Raw genomic sequence first — 19,762 nt, 5'->3', positions numbered from 1 at the left:
TTTGCTAGTCGCCTGTTTTGTCAAAGTCCTTTTACTTGCTCGTTTTGCTTACACGACATTTTGCGGTGTACCTGCTTTAAAGCCGCTTAAGTTCGCCACAGCAATCCCCATCAAACGACGCCGCGTTTCGACGGGTGCCCAAGCGATATGCGGTGTCAAATAGCAATTTGGCGCCTGTAATAAGGGATTGTCAGCTTCGATCGGTTCTTTTGAAACGACATCTGCCGCCAAGGCTGCGATCTGCCCAGTTTGCAGCGCTTCAGCAACTGCCCCTTCATCGATCAAGCCGCCACGGGCGGTATTGATCAGGATCGCAGAAGATTTCATTTGTGCCAATGCGGTGCGATCGATCATTTTTTCTGTCTCAGGAAACTGCGGAACATGAAGGCTGATGATATCTGCTTCTTGATACAATTCCGCCAGCGAAACTTGTTTTGCCCAATCTGCTTGTGCTGGTTTTGGTCGATGATTAAAGTAGATCACCTTCAGCTGAAACGCATGAGCGATCGTGGCAACTGCTTGAGCAATCGCACCATATCCAATCAGCCCAATCGTTTTGCCTGCCAATTCCATCAATGGTGTCTGCCAATAAGAAAAATCTTTGCTGGTTTGCCAGTCGCCCTGATGCACGGAACGATTATGGTGTCCCACTTGATTCGTCACTTCCAGCAGCAAAGCAAAGGTCGCTTGTGCCACTGCATTGGTACTGTAGCTAGGAATATTGGTCACGGTGATTCCCTGTTCCTTCGCTGCTGCCAAATCAACGACATTGTATCCAGTTGCCAAGACCCCAATGTAGGTCAATTGCGGACATGCTTTAAGCACATCTGCGGTGATCGGTGTTTTATTTGTCAAAATTGCTTCGGCATCGCCGATTCGCTCAATAATTTCTTGTTTATCTGTATACGAGGTACGATCATACACCGTCACCTCTCCTAATTCTTCAAACCCGTGCCAAGACAAATCTCCTGGATTCAACGCATAGCCATCAAGTACAACGATCTTCATTCTTTCGCTCCTCTCGCTTTTCCTTTTGCTTTTCCATAAAAAACGGGAATTCCTAGTAACGTCACGCCAATTCCCACGACTGCTAACCACGTGTCAGTGATCAAGGTCATGATCAAGATAAAACAGCCACCTAAGATCGCAATCAAGGGAATGATTGGATAGAAGGGAACTTTATACGGACGCTTCATCTGCGGTTCTGTTTTTCGCAAACGAAAAACCCCTACAAACAATAATACACTAAAGAACCACATAACAAAAACCAGCATATCGGTCAAGAGATCAAAGGTACCTAAAAGCATCATGATACATGCGATCCCTAATTGTAAAAAAGCCGCCGCATAGGGTGCATTGGTGGTTTTACTTAAAGTGGCAAAGGTCTTGCTGAAAGGAATCTCATCTTCCAACGCCATGGCATATGGGACCCGCAAGCCAGTCATTGTATAGCCGTTCAATGCGCCATAAACAGAGATCAAGATACCGATCGTGACCAGTTTTCCGCCAAAGCTGCCAAACAAGGCCATCGCAGTTTCTGAGGCACTGTTCAAATTACCAGCGATTTGATCGATCGGCAATGTTTTTAAAAAGGCAACATTGATCAACACATACACCAAGGTAACAAAACTCAACCCAAAGATGATGGCTTTTGGTAAATCTTTTTCGGGTCGCTTCATTTCCCCAGCGACATTACCGACTCCCATCCAGCCGTCATAAGCAAAAAGGGTTGCTAAGAGGGCACTACTGATGCCAGCTGCAAGCGATCCTTGAGTATTGGAAGAAAAATCCACCAATGAGACCGATACTTGCCCTGGTGTCAACAGGCCCGCCACGATGATCACCGCAATCGGAATCAGCTTGACTGCTAACGTGACGGACTGGACTTGAGCAGCGGCTTTTGTTCCCAAAAGATTGATCAAGGTCACACTCGTTCCGGTCAAAATCGATAAAGGAAGCAAATAATTGCTGGGTAGATGAAATAAGTTCAAACACTGGGTCGCAAAAATAATACTTAAAGCCGCCACGTTTGCTGGAAAGTAAATGATACTTTGTGCCCAGCCTAATAAAAAGGAGGGTAATTTCCCATAAATTCTTTCAATATATCGAATGGGTCCGCCAGTCTCAGGAATCGCCGTCGCTAACTCCGCCACCGTCAAACCGCCGCAAATCGTTAGAAAGCCGGCAAGCAGCCAGACCAACAAGGTCAAACCGGTGGATTGGGTCTGCTGGACCACAGCCGCTGCTTTGAAAAACACGCCGGCGCCGATCACCGTTCCCATTACTGTCGATAATGCCCCAAAAAAACTGATTTCTTTTTTCAATTGACTTTTCACAACATCACTTCCTTTTTAAATGAATAAGTCAAAGTATAGCGGATAGAAACTATCTTGACTAGAGGAATTTCAGAAAACAAAAAGCAAATACCATGAAAAGACGGCATTTGCTCCAAAATTTTTTTATTCTTTTGTGGATTCTTGAAAAACCAGCAACGGAAGCTGTCGTTTTTTGTGCATTTGTTGAACCAAATAAATTCCTGCCAGCAAGATGATCGGGAAAACGATCGCCCCTAGAATCCCAACCTGCAGCTGTTGTCCCGTCCATTCGACGATACTGCCGACGACAGCGGGTCCGATTGAACACCCTAAATCTCCTGCTAATGCCAAATAAGCAAATAGCGCCGTTCCGCCGTTGCGAATGTATTGCGCAGAAAGACTAAAGACCCCTGGCCACATGATCCCTACGGCAAAACCGCTTAAGCCGCAGCCAAGGAACCCGATCAATGGCAATGAAGCAAAGCCGATCATCATATACGCCAGTAGGCAAAGCAAAACACTCAAAAACATAAAGCGTTTCAAATCGATGCGTTCCCCGAACTTGCCGTAAAGCAAGCGGGAGATCCCCATCATCAAGGCAAAAACCATTGGCCCTGCTAAATCGCCTAGCGTCTTACTAACGCCTAAGCCCTGTTCGGCAAAGGTCGATGCCCATTGGCTGACTGCTTGTTCGCTGGCTCCAGCACAGACCATCATCACCAGAAACAGCCAAAAGCTTTTCAAGGAAAAGAGCTGCCGAGTGGTCAACCCTCGTTCTCCTTCGGCAACGATTGGCGCCAACGGGACTTTGGTGAAGAAAAACAAATTGACCAACGGGATCAGCGCCCAGATGATCGCCAAAATCGGCCACTGTTGAATACCGAACACCATGAAGAACGCCGTTGAGAACAAAACGACCCCCACGTACCCCCAGCAATAAAACGAGTGCAGCATGCTCATCGTTTTTTCCTTATGTTCCGTTGGACAGGCTTCAACGATGGGACTGACTAAGACTTCCAGCAAGCCACCGCCAATGGCATACAACAAAACCGCTGCTAACAATCCGCTAAACGGGGTCGGAAACCATAAGGGAAAAACGGCTAGACCAATCAAGCCGATCGCTGCAAAAAAATGCGCGGCTACGATCGACACTCGATAGCCGATGCGGTCTACAAAAAAGATTGCTGCAAAATCGACGGCTAACTGGGTCAAAAAGTTAAAACTAACCAGCAAAGTAATCTGGCTGATCGGTAGCTGGTATTGGCTTTGAAAGGTCAAAAATAATAAGGGGGCAAAATTATTGATGACGGCTTGAACGATGTACCCTACAAAGCAAGCCGCAATCGTCGAACGATAACTTTTCATTTTCACTTCTCCTTTACTCGTCTTATCAGTATACCAAGTCCAATAAGACAGTAACCATGGAGAAAACACTTTTTTTACCCAGAGAATCTTAAGGAAATCAGGATTTTTCTTCCCTCAGATAATTCCCTTAAATGGAAGCAGCAAAAAAGCTGTCCTCACAGACAGCTTTTTCCGACTTATTCTCAAGGCTAGGCGTTTTTCTTCCGAGCAGCGATGGTTTTCATGGTGGCTTCAAAGATTGGGCCAATAAAGACGATACACAAGAGAGTACCTAACCCAACACTGGCGCCTAACGCAAAACCGATCAAGACCATGGCTGCATCCAATCCGATACGGATCGTTTTTTGCGTCAATTTGCTTCGTTTGTAGATCAAGGCAGTCAAGGCTTCTAACGCCGCTGATCCTTTGTTGGAAGAAACGTAGATACCAGCGCCGATCCCAAATAAGATCGGTGCTGCGAAAATAGCGATCCACGGGTAGAAAGGCAAATGAATCGATACTTTGTCCATCACTGGTTCAAAGATCCCAATCAACAGGCCTAAGCCGATCCCGTTGATAAAACTGCCAATGCCTAATTCGGCACGATCAAAGACTGCAACGATCAACAAAACAATAATATTAAAACACAAACTGGCAATCCAAAAAGGGACATCAACAAAATTCAAAATTCCTAGTAAAAACGTACTGATCGTATCATAACCTTGATGGGCGGTGATCAATAAGGAAATGGCCAACGCAATCAGCCCGGTACCTATCAAAACTTGTGCAAATTTTTTGGTTTCTTTCACAACATCACGCTCTCTTCTTTATTTTTCCTCTCTTAGTTTACCGTGAAAGCATCACAATTACTATCATTTAATCACAAAAACGAGATTTTTTTTGAAGAAATCTAAATTCAATCAAGGGATTCATAATGCTGTTCATAGGTATCGCGAAACTCTTTGGGGGTCAGACCATTCAATTTCTTAAACATTTTGGAAAAATAGTTGGTATTGTTGTAACCAATACGATCGCCGATCTCACTGATCGTGGCTTTCGAATGAAGCAGCAGCTGCTGGGCTTGCTTGATCCGCACCAGATTGACGTACTGATTAAAGCTCATTTCCGTTTCTTTCTTAAAGAGCTGACCCAAATAAACGACGCTGACATGCAGTTCTTCTGCCGCTGATTTGACCGTCAAATCATGGGTATAGCCTTCTTCGATCAGTTGGATCGTCTTTTGAACGATCTCCGAATAGCGTTTTTGCGGCGGCTGCGATTTCGCCAGCTCCAGCACATCATCAAAGAGCTGCCGCAAATCTGCCAGTGTATTAGACTCACGAATCCGTGCCAAAATCTGCTCATGGTTTTCATGGGAAAGTACTGGCAGCTGCCGATAAATATCATTGAACAACAAGAACGAAACATAGCGAACATGCTCAGGGTCTGCTTGGGTTTGTTCCAAAATAGCGAACATTTTATCCAACTCATTTTGGATCGTTTTGACATCCCCGATGGTCAGTGCTTTGTTAAAAGACAGAAACGGAAGTTCTTCGTTTCGCTCTAAAATATCCACGTGGATCGTCTGTTCTTGTAAGAACAGATCTGGGTAGAAGGCTTGCAGTGACTGAACCTGTTTGATTTTTTCATAGGCTTTATACAAATTCTCCCACTCGTTGATGGTTTCGCTCATGATCAACTGCCAGTCTGTACTATTGAGCTGCTGTGCCAGTGCTTTTAGGTCAGCGTTGATTTGCTGCCTTGGTCCAGCAGCAGTAATGATCACTTGGTTTTCATCTAATCGCCCTGGTAAGATCAATGGCTGATCGTGTTGCTGAAAAAACGTCGTGATTTTTTGTAAGATCTCAGCAGTCCCATTGAACTGCAAAACGGTAAAGGGTGCTGCTAGTGGCACCCGCTGTTGCGCCAGCAAATGGAGGTACTCGCTTTCGTTCAATTCATCATTCAACCAAAGCAGCAGGCTTGATTCTTGATACAGTTCTTTTTCTGCCAACAGTTTTTGCTGCTCCTCTAACTCAGCTGCAATCGCTTGTACACTGCTGCGTAGTTCTTCTTTGTTAACAGGTTTGACGAGATAATTACGCACACCTAACGCCATGCCTTGTTTGACAAAGGCAAACTCCTGATAGCCTGACAGAATGATCGAGAAAAATCGATTCCCAAACGCTTGTGCTTGGCGGATCATATCGATGCCGTTCATTTCTGGCATCCGAATATCCGTGATCAGCAAATCAACGGAATGCTCTTGCAAGTACTCGAGGGCTTCACTAGCACTTTTCGCTGTATGCACCACTTCAAAGCCCAGTTCTTGCCAAGGCAAGATCATTTGCAGCCCCTGCAAGATCATGTATTCATCATCAACGAACATTGCTTTATACATCTGTCTCATGCCCCCTTTGCAAACGTTTCTCATCTAAGCGGATCTTGACCGTAAACCCAGCACCTGCCTGAGACGTAACGTCCATTTGATAGGCGCCGTTGAACATGCCCCGCAACCGTTCGTGAACATTTTTGATCCCGATCGAGGTTTGGGCTCCGATCTGCTGATTTTGCAGTTCTTCTTGGATCATCGCCAACTGCTGTGCATCTGCGCCTTTGCCGTTGTCTTTGACCTCAATCACGATCTGTTCGACTTCTTTATAAGCCTTGATACTGATGGCATTATCATTGCGCTGATAATCGATGCCGTGAACAAAATAGTTTTCGACAAGCGGCTGCAGCGTGAACTTCGGCAATTCCAACTGTTCTAATGCCGAATCGATGGTTACATGATAGGCGATCTTATCTGGGTAGCGCATCTGAAACAAGTAGACATATTTTTCACAAAAATCGATTTCTTCTTTTAAGGTCTTCGTCTTTTCTTGCGTCGTATTGTTCCGTAGCAGTGCCGAAAAGGCATAGACGACATCCGCCAGCTCTTCTTGGTTGCGACTCAAGGCATACATTCGAATGTATTCTAACGTGTTATACAGAAAATGCGGATTGATCTGTGCTTGCAGCGCCCGCATATCGGCGTCTCGCTGCTTGATCTCTAACGTGTAGATATCTTTGATATACTCGTTGATACTGTAAGTCATTTGATTGATGGCTTCTGCGATTTCTTTCAGCTCTTGTTGGACATTGGCGGTATCGATCCGCTTATCAAAATTCCCTTGACTGACTTCTTTCGTCGCATAGACGATCTGCTGTACTTGCGAGGTATAGCGCTTGAAGGTCCGATGGAGCACCCATAGGACCAATAAGAGAATCCCAATCCCAAAGCTAAAGATCCAAATGGCGCTAGAAAAAATATCCCGCCAGATCACACCTTTTGACAACAAGATCAGTGACAACTCTCCGCTGACGGTCGTTTGTTTTTTGATATAAAAGTCTTTCGACAGAGTGTCGTGAATAGTTCCATGAGCCACCGCCTGATCAATTTTCGCTAAGGTCTGCTTGCTAAGGTTCGCGGCATCCTTGTATAGTCGCTGACCATTGGAGGTATACAAAAAACTGTTAATACCATGCGCTTGGTTGTCTTCTTGTCGATTGGCTAAGACATCGTCTGAGTGAAAAATCACGTAGACTTGCCCTAACGGTTGCGCATAATTACTTGGTTGGGCGATCGAACGAACAAAAAACAGACGATTTTTCAAATCGATCTGCTTGCCGCTGCGTTTTTCTCCATAAGGGGTATCTGGGGTTGCCACTAGTGTCTCATTGCTTTCATCTAGTTGAATAATGATCTCTTCGATACTAGGATGATTACGGATCAAGCGATAGAGGATGTTTGGCAAATACACACTTTGTCCCGTCTGGCGAAAAATATCATTACTATAGGAAAAATAGTCTGGCAATGAAAGCTGTAAATAATTGCGCAGCGATTCAAAAGCAGTATCCGAACTGGTAAATTCGCCTAATACCGCTGAGACGACCGCGTTTTGATCCTGCACGTATGCATCCAGCTGCATACTGGTTGCTTCCACGAGGCGTTCGCTGCTATTGAAGCGGTCTGCCCCAGTATATGCCGTCAGAACCAGCATGATAATAATCGAGATGATCACCAAAAGGACGCTATACAACTGCATCAACTGATTGATCAAAAAGTCATGTTTAAACAAACGAAAGCGCTGCTTAGTCATGTGCCAAGTCCCGATCAATGACGGTTTTTTCCTGACTGATCGCCACGTGGCACCACAAAATCAATAGACTGAAGGTTCCAAAGAGCAAGAGCCCTTTCATCATCCAAGTAAAAGCGAAAATACTGGCAATCCCCACTAACAATTTTAGAAAGGTCGCCATATGAAGAAACAGACACACGAAGGACAATTTCAGGTTATTCCACAGGGAAATCTCATAGGATGTGTCAAAAACCACACTTAGTAAGTACAGTAAGATACTCAATCCGCTGACGACAACTAAAACAAAAGAGATCATCAGCCAAATCAAGCCTTGGATCTGGGTAGCTAAATACAAGTTATACACTAAGAAACCTGTCAGTAGGAAGAAAAGATAAAACTGTTTATTGGCTTTGACAAAGACGCTGCGCCAAATGCGCCATGCGCTGCGAAAGCTTTGATGCTCATAATTTAGTCCGTCTTCACGGATCAAGGTACTAATGGTATGAAACGCTGGACCGATCCCTAAGATTCCGCCACCTGCCAATGTCAATACGACGAAAAACAAATTCAACTTCACGATCGCCCAAATCAAGCGAAAGCCCTTGACCAACCCACTATTTGCTGTTTCTTCCATTTAAAATTCCTCCCTTATTTGTTCCCTATCGAAAATGTAGCATGATTTTAGCTTCCTACTCAAGCTACCTGAGAATCTTTTAATGCTATGTACGTTTTAGAGGCACTATGCTTGCTGCTTGAAGGTTAAAAAACAAAAGTAACGTTATTTTTTCATCAAAGATTTCGCTACTTACTTTAAAGAAAAAGCAGCCAGAAGCTAGACGTGGGAACCATTGGTCCTGATGCGTTTAGCCTCCGGCTTAATTGATTTATTGATTGGTGAGCGGCGCCTGTTGCTTATTCTTGGCTTGCACGATACTCATCAAATTGTTTTTGCATTTCATCGCGGACCTTCTCCCAGCCAGCGGTTTTTAATTCTTCGTTTAGTTTCGGAACATTTTCTTCTGGATCGATCGTTCCCGTTGCTAAACTTGCTTTGTAACGGTTCATGACATTGGCGATATTCGTGATTTCTGTTTTCACATTATCAGTCTTGAAGTTGAACCCTAAGATTGGTGATGCTTCAGCGTTAGCAATATTTTCATCACGCTCTTTGATCATATCGTCTGTGATGGATTCTTGTGTATAAAGGATCATGTTGTTCCCAGTGTTCCAAGCAGCCATGCGGGTATTTGGCAAGTAGCCATCAAGGAGACGGATTTTGTTATCTTCGCCCTCGATTTTTTTCCATGCTTCGCCTTCGACACCCCAAACCAATCCATTCAACAATTCAGGATCGCTGTTCAACAAGCCCAACACTTCCACTGCTTTTTCTTTGTTTTTCGAAACATTCGCTACGACAAAGTTTGCCATTTGCGCTTGGCCTGTTGATTTTAATTGTTTCGTGATTGGACGTGAAACCAATTCATGACCTGCGGCATTGCTTAAGATCGTATCGCCGTAATCCATTGGTCCTTGGGTTTCTTCACGCATGAACCATGTGTTGCCTTCTAATGGGTAACCAGTCGTATTAGTGGCTGCATCAGTTGGGATCAAGCCTTCGTTGTACCATTTGTGCATCAATTTCAAGTTTTCCATTTGTTCATCATCTTCGTATTGATTGATGATCTTCGTTGTATCGCCGTCCAATTTAACAGCAAATGGGTAATCTTTCCCGATCACATAATCATAGTTTCCAGAAACATTAAAGGTTTGTCCGATCGCAAACGGTGCGATGTTTGGTTCTTCTTCTTTAAACTTCTTCAACACGTCTTCGGCATCTGCATAAGATTCGATCCCGCTAATATCCAAATCATATTTATCTAAATACTCTTTATTGAAGGTCAAGACTTGTTGGGCATAAATATTGCCGTTGACTGGAAAGGCATATAATTTTCCGTCGATCGTATTGCCTTTGATATAAGATTCGTCTAATTGATCATACGCTTCTTTGGCATATTTTGGTGCTAACTCCGTCAAATCTGCATACGCGCCTTTTTGCGCATTCGCAACATAGTTTGAGGCAAAGGAAATATCGTAGTTTTCACCCGATGAAATGATGGTACTCATTTTTTGATCCCAATCACCCCAGCCGATATACTGCAGATCGATGCGAGCGTTGGTTTTTTCTTCAATGCGTTTATTGGCGATCTCCATTAATTGATCAAAGTTTTCTGGCTTGTCCCCGACTTGATACATCAATAAAGTCGTTACGCCATCTGCATTGTTTTCTGAATCGGATGTTGCGCCGTTCGACCCACAGGCAGCCATTCCCAAAGTTGCCGCTGCGGCCATCCCAGCAAAAGCTGTTTTTTTCCACAAATTCATTTTTGTTTCCTCCCTATACTTATTTGATTATTCTTTGACGCCACCAATTGTCAGACCACCGACAAAATACCGTTGGAAGAATGGATAGGTGATCGCAATCGGTAAGGTTGCAACAACAACGATTGCCATGCGAGCAGTTTCGCTTGGCAAAGCGGCCAAACCACCTTGGATCTGGGCAGCCATACCAGAGCTTTTGGCTAGATAGTCCAAGTTGCTTTGAATCCGCATCAAAAGTGCTTGTAACGGCACTAAAGAGTCTTTTTGAATATACAACAATGCATTGAACCAGTCATTCCAATAGCCAAGAGCGGCAAATAGACTGATCGTTGCGATCCCTGGAACGGCTAACGGCAACACGATGGACAGAAAAATCTTCATTTCGCTGGCACCGTCGATGCGCGCAGATTCTATAATACTATCTGGTACCGTCTTTTTAAAGAAGGTCCGCATAACAAGGATATTAAAAGGCCCTAAGGCAAGGGGTAAAATCAACGCCCAAATCGTGTCTTTCAATTGGATCAAGTTGACCATCACTAAGTAATTGGCAACCATCCCTGGCGCAAACAACATGGTGATCAAAGCGAAGATCGTAAAGAAACGACGGAATGGAAAATTTGAGCGAGAGATGACATAGGCATATAGCGAAGTCATCGTTGCATTGACGAAGGTACCAAAAACAGTGATAAAAATAGATACGCCAAATGCTTGGAAAATTTTGCTGCTCATTTGTCCGCTAAACAGGTAGGTATACGCTGCGAACGAAAATTCTTGTGGCCAAAAGCGATAGCCGTTTTCTGCCAAAGAGGTTTCACTGGTCAATGAGATCGCGATCACAAAGAGAAACGGCAAGACACAGGAAATCGCGAACAGACCGATCACGATATTAAAAATCAGGTTGACCGTTGGGTTAAAGGAGCGGATCTCGACTTTCGTTACTTTTTTCTTCATTTATCCATCCTCCTTAGAATAATGCTGAATCTGGTTCTAGTTTACGAACAACCAAATTCGCTGTTAGTAATAATAATGCCCCAACCACTGATTGATAAAGGCCAGCAGCTGCGGTCATCCCGAAGTCGCCTGTGGCAGTCAGTCCATTATAAATGTACGTATCTAAAACGGAGGTGACTTGGTACAACGCCCCAGAGTTTCGTGGGACTTGATAGAAAAGTCCGAAGTCGGCACGGAAGATCCCACCGATGTTCAAAATCAACAAAACAGAAATCATTGGAATCAGCTGTGGCAACGTCACATTTTTGATCTGCTGCCATTTGCTGGCGCCATCGACCATCGCGGCTTCGTAATACGTCTGATCGATCCCGACCACTGACGCATAATAGATGATGCTGTTGTAGCCTAAGCTCTTCCAGACATTCATAAAGACGAAAATAAACGGCCACCATTTCGGATCAGCATACCAGTTGATTCCTTCACCGCCCATACCGGTGATCCATTGGTTGATGATCCCTTTGTCTGGACTCAAAAAGGCATAGACAAAGTACGAAATAACCACCCAAGAAAGGAAGTACGGCAACAGGGACATCGTGTGATACACTTTTACCAAGCGCTTATTGCGCAGCTCACTCATAATAATGGCAAAGGCAATCGCAAAGAATAGGTTGAATGCTAAAAATACGATATTGTAGAGTAGGGTATTTCTAGTGATCAGCCAAGCATCATTGGATGCAAATAAAAATTTAAAGTTATCAAAGCCGACCCATGGGCTTTGTTTCAAACTGGCAAAAAAGCCGTCTGGTGAAATGTGGAAATCTTTGAACGCCACCACATTTGCGAATACAGGTATATAGAAAAAAAAGATAAACCAGACAACACCTGGCAAAGCCATCAATATCAATGCTTTGTATTGCCAGACATTCCTCCAAAACCCCTTTTTCTTCACATCTCATCATCTCCTTCATGCTACTAGAATAACGCTTTCATCCCTAAAAAATAAGGAACAAACTAAAGATAAAATGAAACAAATTAAAGGTCTTTGTTTATATTTTGTTTTTATTCTCTAAAAACCTGAAAAACGTCCTACCTTTTGCAAGATAGGACGCTTCATTGATTTGTTTTTTATGAATGATCAGTCGACAAAGCCGTTTTGTAGAATCACTTCGTGGAACCACTCACCAGACTTTTTGATGGTCCGTTTTTGGGTAGCCAAATCGACAGCAATAAACCCGTAACGATTTTTGAATTCATTCAGCCAAGACCAATTGTCCATGCAGGTCCACATGTGATACCCGCGGCATTGGCTGCCTTCTTGGATGGCTTGGTGAACATACCGCAAATGATCTTTGATAAAGGTGATGCGGTACTCATCTTGGATCTGACCGCTGGCATCGATAAAGCGTGTTTCATCTTCGACCCCCATGCCGTTTTCTGAAATATAACAGGGGATATTGCCGTAATTGTCACGTAGGTTGATCAAGGTATCATAGATGCCTCGTTCATAGATCTCCCAGCCTCGATGGGGATTGATTTTCTTTTCTGGCCAATCATACACATCGAAGTAATCTTCTGGCATTGGTGTGTCCGCTGTTTTGGCAGAACGCTTTTGCTGCACCCGCCGTGGCTGATAATAGTTGACCCCCAAGAGATCGACCGTGTTTTCTTTAATGATCTGCAAATCTTCTGCTCTGGTTTCTGGCATGATCGCCAACTCGTTTAAGACAGCGATCAATTCTACAGGAAAGGTGCCTTTGACCGCTGGATCTAAGAAGGATCGGTTAAAAAAAGCATCTGCCAGTTGCGCAGCTTGGACATCTTTTTCATCGTTCGGATCTTTCGGATAAGTCGGTGTCAAATTCAAGATGATGCCGATTTCGCCTGATTGCTGAGATTGACGGAAGCGTTGGATCGCTAAGGCGCTGGCGAGTGCTTCATGGTAGCCGACTTGCACCGCATGTGCCAAGTTGATTTCTGCTGGGTAATGCTGTTGATACAAATACCCCATCTCCACTGGCACGATCGGTTCATTTTGCGTGAACCAATGACGGACTTGATCACCGAACAACTCAAAACACAAAGCGGCATAATCTGCAAATGCTGTGACAGTCTCGCGATTGAGCCAGCCGCCTTCTTTTTGCAGTGCCATCGGCATATCAAAATGATACAAATTGATGAAGGGTTCGATGCCATTTTCGATCAAAGTGGCGAAGTACTCGCGATAAAACGCCACCTCTTGTTGATTGACCGCCCCTCTTCCTTCTGGCAGCAAGCGACTCCACTGGATCGAGGTTCGAAAAGAATTAAAGCCGATCTCTTTCATCAACGCCACATCTTCTGGGTAACGCTGCAGCAGCTGGACGGTATCTTTTGGTCCCCGTTTTTGATAAAAACGTTCTGGCTCCGTTGCGTACCAATAGTCCCAAATCGAATCGCCTTTGCCATCATCGGCCGTTCGTCCTTCAGTTTGCGGACCGCTGGCAGCGGCTCCCCACCAAAAATCTTTAGGAAAATGCAGGTTAGTCATGGGCAGTCACCTGCTCTTTGCCTAACAAGAGACAGCCGATAATCCCGCTTTTGTTCGGCAATCCCCAAGTGACGATGTAGTCTTCCACTGGTGGTGTCTCCATATAGCCTGCCATTTGTTTTTGGAAGGCTTGTTGGATTTGAGCGAGTAGATGCGGCTGATTCATGACCCCGCCGCCTAAAATGATTTTCTCAGGTGCTAAGGTCAACGTGATATTGACCAGCGCTTGCCCTAGATAAAAGGCCTGCAACCCCCAAATCTCGTGCGCTTGCGGCAAGTCTTGTCCTTTGATCCCCGTACGTCCTTCTAAAGAAGGCCCTGCGGCTAATCCTTCCAGACAGTCGCCGTGATACGGGCATGTACCAGCATACGTATCTTCACTGTGGCGTTTGACATAGGTATGACCGATTTCTGGATGACCGATCCCCTCGAAAATCTTTCCTTCACGAACGACTCCTGCGCCAATGCCGGTTCCTACTGTCAAATAGACACAGCTGTCTTTGCCTTGCGCAGCTCCTTGACGTAATTCCCCATAAGCGGCAGCATTGACATCTGTTGTCCAAGCAAATGCTGTCTCTGGGTAGCGCTTCTTCAATGCACCGAGAAAATCGAACTGCTGCCAGCCCTGTTTCGGCGTCGCTAGTATGTGGCCATAGGTCGCTTGGGTTGGATCGATCCCGATCGGACCAAAGGAACCGACCCCTAATGACACGAGATCGTAGGGATCGAAAAAGGCAAAGATCGCCGCTAACGTTTCCTCTGGTGTTGTCGTTGGGATCGACTCTTGGGCGATGATCGTCAACTGGTCATCGGCAACGGCACAGATCATTTTTGTGCCGCCGGCTTCAATTCCTCCATAAACCATCATTACTCACTCCTTTACTCCAATGGTACGAATTTCATATGGGTGTAATTGCTGATTGACGGTCGATGCTTGTTCTTCCTCTAAAAGGTTCAACAGACAGAGCGTCGCCTGCTCTTTTTGCACGTGAAAGGCAGTGGCTTGATCCGCCAAATTATAGCCCCGCAAAACGATCTGCTGGTCTTGGCGATTGCGTTTTAAGGCGGTGATAGCTACCGTCGATCCATGAGCTTCCATGTATTGGTTGCTGCTGGCTAGCTTGCCTTGATGCTTGTCGGTCTGGCTTGCCGTCCAAGGAACTTGGGCAGCTTGTGCTTGGCGATACGTTTCATAACGTTCTTCAGGAGCTCCATGACAGGCTACGCCGTATTCAAAGGTGTGGCTGCCTAAGCATTGCGCTTCTGGTGTTGGGAAGTAGCCCCAATCGCCTAGCTCTCCCGTACAGCGCAACAAGGTCAAGCAGATCTGATCCTTCACGATTTCATATTCGTTCAAACCAAAATTAGAAACCGTCATGCCGCTAGTTTCATCATGCAAGTTGACAAAGGCGTGCTGATGCTGCGGATTTGTTGGGTTTTCCCAATGACTGGAAACCTGATTCGGCCGTTTTACGACTTCATAAATGCTGTCAGCTTCATGGAAATCCGTGATGATCCCTGTTGGGAATAACACTCGCAGTCGGTGATCTTTGCTTTGGTTGTTGACTGTGGTTTTAAATGCCAAGCGGTTGCTGGTTCGTTCTAAGCGAATCTCCGTCTCGATCTTGAATGCAACCAATTCTTGACTCCGCTGTGCCTTACGGAAACGGAAATCGACGACAGCTTTTTGTTCTTCTAACAAACGGTCATCTGCTGAAACGGGAATCTGCAATTCTTGCGTCAGTCGCACGATCCCCACCAGTGGATCGTTTTGTTCGATCGTCACGTGATGCGGAAATTGTGTCGATAAGATTGCTTGATCCCCTTCTGGTTGTTTGAAGATGTACTCATTGGCGATATCCCCCACATCCTCGAAAACCAGTAAATTGCGATACGTTTTTTGGGTTACTTTGTCTGTAATCGTCAAGCTGCCGTTTTCAGTAATGACGGCTTCCAAATGTGCGTTGGCAAGTTTGCGCCCTCCTTCTGAAACGATCGGGGCGCTCTCTACTGGCGTAGCGGCTTTTTCTACTAGGGCAAAGGTCTGCCATGAAAATTCTGGCAACTGGTTTGCTTCAACTTGGACCTTGACAAAGCGTTTCATGAAAGGAATCCGAAAAGCATCTTTAGGCAATTCATAGTCAAAAAGGACCTCTTCTTCACTAATGATCGCAGCAACAGGGTTCCCCTGTTCATCGATCACCGAATAAGAACCTTTTGGCTTCGCCAACAATTCGTGGTAAAGCTTGCTTGGCAATCCTTCACGGAATGTTTTACGCTCAAGTTCGATCACGACTTCCACTAAACCAGAACGGGTGCTGCCAGTGGTGTTGAAGACCACGAAAGGGCGACTCTCCTCAGGAAACTGGCTCGTGTCGATGGCGGCTACTAAATTGCGTAACGCTTCATCTGCCACGAACTTGCCGATTTCATTGGCTTTTTCAAAGCGCGGCATCATTTCTCGGTGTACTTCGTCCACTGAACAGCCGCAGATACTGTCGTGAGGATGATTTTGCATCAGGGTTTTCCACGCATGATCCAACATATCATGAGGATAGCTGCCGCTTGCTTCATAAGCCATAGTTGCTAATGGCTCCGCAACATTTTCTAATTGGCGGGAAACCTTTGTATTCCATTGTTTTAGATAAACTCGGGAAGAGGCGGTATTGGCTAGAGTATACCAACCATCGGTTTCTTGACTGGTCAATTCACCTGTGACAGTTCCTAGGTCATCTGGCAGATCTGCTTGCACCGCTTCAAGGTATTCGGTAAAGCTGGCGTGTTTGAATTCATACTCTGGGAAAAGCTCGTTGGCTGTACGAATCGCTGCCGAAATATTTTTTTGGACGGGTTGATGATCGACCCCATTCATCATTAAGTAATGATTGGTGGCTCCAAATTTTTCTACATCTTGCAGTTTTTGTGTCCAAAAAGCTTTGGCTTCTGCTTTATCCACTGGAATCTCATTGCCATTGGAGTACCAGTTGGCAAAAAGTAGACCAAAGATTTGACTGCCATCTGGACCTTCCCAATGTATTTCAGAATATTGGGAAGTAAATTGATCATCGGGTAAAACTTCGTTGTCAAAGCCGATCGGTTTGACGCCACGCCCAAATGCAGCACTTTCAAGATTGGCTTGTAGCATCATTTGCGGAGTTTGTCCCATATTGCCGAAGGTATCTGGGAAATACCCCAACATAACGGGGGTGCCCCACTTTTTGCTTTCTGCCATTCCAATCAGCATATTACGGGTGTTTGATTCGGCACTGATCAAAAAGTCATCTTGCAAAATATAAAACGGACCGATCTGTAATTTCCCTTGTTTGATGGCCGCTTTGACCGCCTCGCGTTTTTCAGGCCGCACTTCTAAATAGTCATCCAAGATGATCGTCTGTCCATCTAGATGGAAGCTGTGGAACTCAGGGTCATTTTCAATTAATTCTAAAAGATCATCCATCAATTCCACTAGCCGCATGTGATGCTGTTCGTAAGGCATGTACCATTCCCGATCCCAGTGGCTGTGTGAGATGATATAAACTTGTTTCTTCATTGATTTTTACTCCTCGCTGTTTGCGTCGTTGGACTGCTTTTTGTGTCACTCGAATGGTGATGGGTCGTGCTGCTTATTTTTCCACTCGGATATCGAAATAATCCATAACCAATTCACAAAACATCATATTCGCCCACGAGAACCATTCTCTCGTGTATTGCGAAGGATCATCGACATCGAACCCTTCATGCATCAAATTTGTACCCGCATCTGTCGCAACTAACTGATCCAAAATTCGTTTCTTTTCTTCTTTGTCAGTGGTGGTCATCCCTTCCATTGCCATGGCGATCGGCCACACATAATTTTCTGGCGTATGAGAGCTACCAATGCCTTTGGCGTATTTCCCTTCATAGAAATACGGATTTTCACTGCTCAACAACGTTTTACGGGTTTGAAGATAAAGGGGATCTTCCATGCTGCCATACCCCAAGTAAGGGGCGGCGATCAAATTCGGCACATTGCTGTCATCCATCAGGGTGCCATTGCCGAATCCATCCACTTCATAGGCGTAGACTTCTTCGCCAGCTTGGTTCGTGGTCAACCCGTATGCTTTAATCCCTGCTTCAATGTCTGCTTGTAGTTTTTTCGCTTGTGCCACGATCGCTGCGTCTTCTAAAACCGTCGTAAAGATTTCTTGGATATAGCCTAAGACCACCACCGCAAACATATTGGAGGGAATCAAATAGCCGTATTTGCAGGCATCATCACTTGGTCGAAAGCCTGACCAAGTCAAGCCGACGGGTTTCACTGGTGCGCCTTTGCCGTCATGAGTCAAGGTATCTTCTTTTCGCCAGGTATCCCGTTCAAAGCGATATGGAGACTCCTCATGGTTTTGTTCTGTCACAAACACCTCCAAGGCTTTTTTGATGCCTGTTACAAAATCATCATTGAACTGATCGGTTCTGCCTGTGTTTTTATATAGCAGATAGGCCAGTTGGATCGGATAGCATAGAGAGTCGATCTCATATTTGCGTTCCCAGATCCAATCGTTCATTTCAGTATCGTCTGTTTGGTGGCCAGCGCCATTGGCTGATTCGTTAAAGGCATTTGCGTAAGGATCGATCGTAATATAGTAGAATTGCTTTTTAACTAACCCGCTGATCATGCTTGCTAAGTCTTCATCTTCTTTGGCGATCACCAAATACGGACGAACTTGTGCAGTGGAATCTCGCAGCCACATCGCTGGAATATCCCCCGTCAGTAAAAAGGTCGTGCCATCCTCATGACGCTTGACCGTCGTTAATAGTGTATTGGCGAAAGCTGCGTTAAAATTTTTCGCCCAATCGGCATGCGTTTCTCCGCATAGATCCGTAATCGTTTCCATAAATGTTGCTACTGAAGTTGGTATTTCTTTATAAACCATTCCATCACCTTCCCTGATTTGATATATCAATTTACGAACCTAGTATATCATGAATTATCTGAATGTCTAGCGCTTTTCCAAAATAATTAAAGGGTTTTCATTTTTATTGGTTTATGGTATGCTAACAAATATGATATATCAAAAGGGGTTTTCTTATGAAACAACCATTATATAAAAAAATTTACGCGGAGCTTCACGAAGCCATCGTTGAAGGGCGATTAGCGCCTGGCAGTCGTGTCCCTACTGAAAAAGAACTATCTGAACAATACCAAGTCAGTCGGATCACCTCTAAAAGAGCCTTGACGGAACTGGAACAAAATCAGCTGATCTATCGCGTGCAAGGCAGCGGCAGCTTTGTCCGAGAATTGAAGGAAAAAAAAGCGACTGGACGAATTTTGTTTGTCTTGCCCTTTGCCAATGATCTCTCTTTAGGAAACTTTACCGAAGGCATTTACCCCGTGATGCAAGAACACGGCTTTGAACTTTTGATGACACCAGTGGATTATTTGGAAAAAACGACGGCAGCTGAGCTGATGCAAGAATTCGACGGCCTGATCTATTACGCCAGCAATACGTTTTCTTACTATGACTTGCTGTTCGAATGTGCTGAAAAGCACTTTCCTATCGTGACCTTAGATAAAAAGCTGCATGAGTTTAATTTCCCAGCGGTGATGCCAGATAACTTTCAAGGTGGACAGCTAGCCACAGAGCATTTACTTGCGTTGGGGCATCACCGGATCGCTTATATTTTTGGTGATACCCATCATCCGCAATCCGTCCGTCAGCGTTATCTAGGTTACATCGATGCGCTGAAAAAAGCCCAAAGAACCTTTCGCACCAAGCTCGACGACACGGCTGCCAGCATCGCAAATGCGCTTGCCTACTTGGAAGAACATCAGGTCACGGCAGCCGTCTGTGAAAATGACTTGATCGCCATTGAATTGATGCGTGCTTTGCGCCAAGCAGATTTGCACGTCCCTGCCAACATTTCCCTAGTTGGTTTCGATAATATCCAAGCCGCAGCCCTCGTTGATCCAGCACTAACGACTATCGGGCAGAATTTTGCCGAGATGGGGCGCTTGGCAGGAAACCAAGTGATTGAGAAAATCAACGCTGCGAAGGCAGCAACACCAGTACCAACGGAGACGACCACCCATCTAGTGGCGGTTTCTTTGATCAAAAGAGAATCAACCCAATTAAAGGAGTGAACCA

Annotated in this window: 15 protein-coding genes; 1 reads left to right on the top strand and 14 read right to left on the bottom strand. The window is 45.0% G+C overall.

What is annotated here, in order from left to right; genetic code table 11:
* Positions 1–48 precede the first annotated feature (48 nt).
* The 14 genes from ECA1_RS04195 to ECA1_RS04130 form a co-directional block, all read right to left on the bottom strand.
* On the bottom strand, positions 49–1,008 hold the full coding sequence (locus ECA1_RS04195; protein ID WP_060791826.1) for a D-2-hydroxyacid dehydrogenase: 960 nt from the start codon (positions 1,006–1,008) through the stop codon (positions 49–51).
* Positions 1,005–2,336, bottom strand: coding sequence for an APC family permease (locus ECA1_RS04190; RefSeq protein ID WP_010747783.1), 1,332 nt, complete (start codon positions 2,334–2,336; stop codon positions 1,005–1,007). The genes ECA1_RS04195 and ECA1_RS04190 overlap by 4 nt, the downstream gene beginning before the upstream one ends.
* A 123-nt stretch (positions 2,337–2,459) precedes the next feature.
* Positions 2,460–3,680 (bottom strand): MFS transporter, encoded by a 1,221-nt coding sequence (locus ECA1_RS04185; RefSeq protein ID WP_010747782.1) that lies wholly within the window; start codon positions 3,678–3,680, stop codon positions 2,460–2,462.
* Positions 3,681–3,868: 188 nt separating this feature from the next.
* Positions 3,869–4,468, bottom strand: a complete 600-nt coding sequence (locus ECA1_RS04180; protein WP_005225521.1) for a YczE/YyaS/YitT family protein — start codon at positions 4,466–4,468, stop codon at positions 3,869–3,871.
* 107 nt (positions 4,469–4,575) lie between these two features.
* Positions 4,576–6,060: a response regulator transcription factor gene (locus ECA1_RS04175; protein ID WP_060791825.1), complete on the bottom strand. Its 1,485-nt coding sequence runs from the start codon at positions 6,058–6,060 to the stop codon at positions 4,576–4,578.
* Entirely contained in the window at positions 6,053–7,801 is a 1,749-nt protein-coding gene (locus ECA1_RS04170) for a sensor histidine kinase (protein ID WP_060791824.1), read from the bottom strand. Before ECA1_RS04170 ends, ECA1_RS04175 begins: the two co-directional genes overlap by 8 nt.
* Positions 7,794–8,414: a DUF624 domain-containing protein gene (locus ECA1_RS04165; RefSeq protein WP_060791823.1), complete on the bottom strand. Its 621-nt coding sequence runs from the start codon at positions 8,412–8,414 to the stop codon at positions 7,794–7,796. Before ECA1_RS04165 ends, ECA1_RS04170 begins: the two co-directional genes overlap by 8 nt.
* A 278-nt stretch (positions 8,415–8,692) precedes the next feature.
* Positions 8,693–10,162 carry an ABC transporter substrate-binding protein gene (locus ECA1_RS04160; protein ID WP_060791822.1) on the bottom strand — a complete coding sequence of 490 codons (1,470 nt, stop codon included), beginning with the start codon at positions 10,160–10,162 and terminating at the stop codon, positions 8,693–8,695.
* A gap of 27 nt (positions 10,163–10,189) precedes the next feature.
* Entirely contained in the window at positions 10,190–11,110 is a 921-nt protein-coding gene (locus ECA1_RS04155) for a carbohydrate ABC transporter permease (RefSeq protein ID WP_005225516.1), read from the bottom strand.
* Positions 11,111–11,123: 13 nt separating this feature from the next.
* A complete protein-coding gene (locus ECA1_RS04150; protein ID WP_086294872.1) occupies positions 11,124–12,005 on the bottom strand; it encodes an ABC transporter permease in 882 nt (293 codons plus the stop codon).
* Positions 12,006–12,245: 240 nt separating this feature from the next.
* On the bottom strand, positions 12,246–13,637 hold the full coding sequence (gene gmuD, locus ECA1_RS04145; protein WP_060791821.1) for a glycoside hydrolase family 1 protein: 1,392 nt from the start codon (positions 13,635–13,637) through the stop codon (positions 12,246–12,248).
* Positions 13,630–14,505, bottom strand: a complete 876-nt coding sequence (locus ECA1_RS04140) for an ROK family protein (RefSeq protein WP_081091708.1) — start codon at positions 14,503–14,505, stop codon at positions 13,630–13,632. The genes gmuD and ECA1_RS04140 overlap by 8 nt, the downstream gene beginning before the upstream one ends.
* 3 nt (positions 14,506–14,508) lie before the next feature.
* Complete coding sequence (locus ECA1_RS04135; RefSeq protein ID WP_060791819.1) at positions 14,509–17,187, bottom strand: alpha-mannosidase; 2,679 nt, start codon at positions 17,185–17,187, stop codon at positions 14,509–14,511.
* A 73-nt stretch (positions 17,188–17,260) separates the two neighbouring features.
* Positions 17,261–18,550 carry a glycoside hydrolase family 125 protein gene (locus ECA1_RS04130; protein ID WP_015509307.1) on the bottom strand — a complete coding sequence of 430 codons (1,290 nt, stop codon included), beginning with the start codon at positions 18,548–18,550 and terminating at the stop codon, positions 17,261–17,263.
* Between the two features lie 155 nt (positions 18,551–18,705).
* Here ECA1_RS04130 and ECA1_RS04125 point away from each other — a divergent pair, with 155 nt between their 5' ends.
* Positions 18,706–19,758 (top strand): GntR family transcriptional regulator, encoded by a 1,053-nt coding sequence (locus ECA1_RS04125; protein ID WP_010747776.1) that lies wholly within the window; start codon positions 18,706–18,708, stop codon positions 19,756–19,758.
* The last annotated feature ends 4 nt before the right edge of the window (positions 19,759–19,762 follow it).

Source organism: Enterococcus casseliflavus NBRC 100478, assembly GCF_001544095.1.
GTDB classification, from domain to species: Bacteria; Bacillota; Bacilli; order Lactobacillales; family Enterococcaceae; genus Enterococcus_D; species Enterococcus_D casseliflavus.
The sequence above is the reverse complement of the archived record's forward strand: the minus strand, read 5'-3'. Positions and strand labels throughout refer to the sequence as shown.

What these genes read in the sequence shown, in the direction of transcription:
- gmuD (WP_060791821.1), bottom strand. Translation starts at nt 13,637, where the DNA reads ATGACTAACCTGCATTTTCCTAAAGATTTTTGGTGGGGAGCCGCTGCC.
- ECA1_RS04165 (WP_060791823.1), bottom strand. Translation starts at nt 8,414, where the DNA reads ATGGAAGAAACAGCAAATAGTGGGTTGGTCAAGGGCTTTCGCTTGATT.
- ECA1_RS04185 (WP_010747782.1), bottom strand. Translation starts at nt 3,680, where the DNA reads ATGAAAAGTTATCGTTCGACGATTGCGGCTTGCTTTGTAGGGTACATC.
- ECA1_RS04130 (WP_015509307.1), bottom strand. Translation starts at nt 18,550, where the DNA reads ATGGTTTATAAAGAAATACCAACTTCAGTAGCAACATTTATGGAAACG.
- ECA1_RS04155 (WP_005225516.1), bottom strand. Translation starts at nt 11,110, where the DNA reads ATGAAGAAAAAAGTAACGAAAGTCGAGATCCGCTCCTTTAACCCAACG.
- ECA1_RS04125 (WP_010747776.1), top strand. Translation starts at nt 18,706, where the DNA reads ATGAAACAACCATTATATAAAAAAATTTACGCGGAGCTTCACGAAGCC.
- ECA1_RS04140 (WP_081091708.1), bottom strand. Translation starts at nt 14,505, where the DNA reads ATGATGGTTTATGGAGGAATTGAAGCCGGCGGCACAAAAATGATCTGT.
- ECA1_RS04135 (WP_060791819.1), bottom strand. Translation starts at nt 17,187, where the DNA reads ATGAAGAAACAAGTTTATATCATCTCACACAGCCACTGGGATCGGGAA.
- ECA1_RS04195 (WP_060791826.1), bottom strand. Translation starts at nt 1,008, where the DNA reads ATGAAGATCGTTGTACTTGATGGCTATGCGTTGAATCCAGGAGATTTG.
- ECA1_RS04170 (WP_060791824.1), bottom strand. Translation starts at nt 7,801, where the DNA reads ATGACTAAGCAGCGCTTTCGTTTGTTTAAACATGACTTTTTGATCAAT.
- ECA1_RS04175 (WP_060791825.1), bottom strand. Translation starts at nt 6,060, where the DNA reads ATGTATAAAGCAATGTTCGTTGATGATGAATACATGATCTTGCAGGGG.
- ECA1_RS04150 (WP_086294872.1), bottom strand. Translation starts at nt 12,005, where the DNA reads ATGGCTTTGCCAGGTGTTGTCTGGTTTATCTTTTTTTTCTATATACCT.
- ECA1_RS04160 (WP_060791822.1), bottom strand. Translation starts at nt 10,162, where the DNA reads ATGAATTTGTGGAAAAAAACAGCTTTTGCTGGGATGGCCGCAGCGGCA.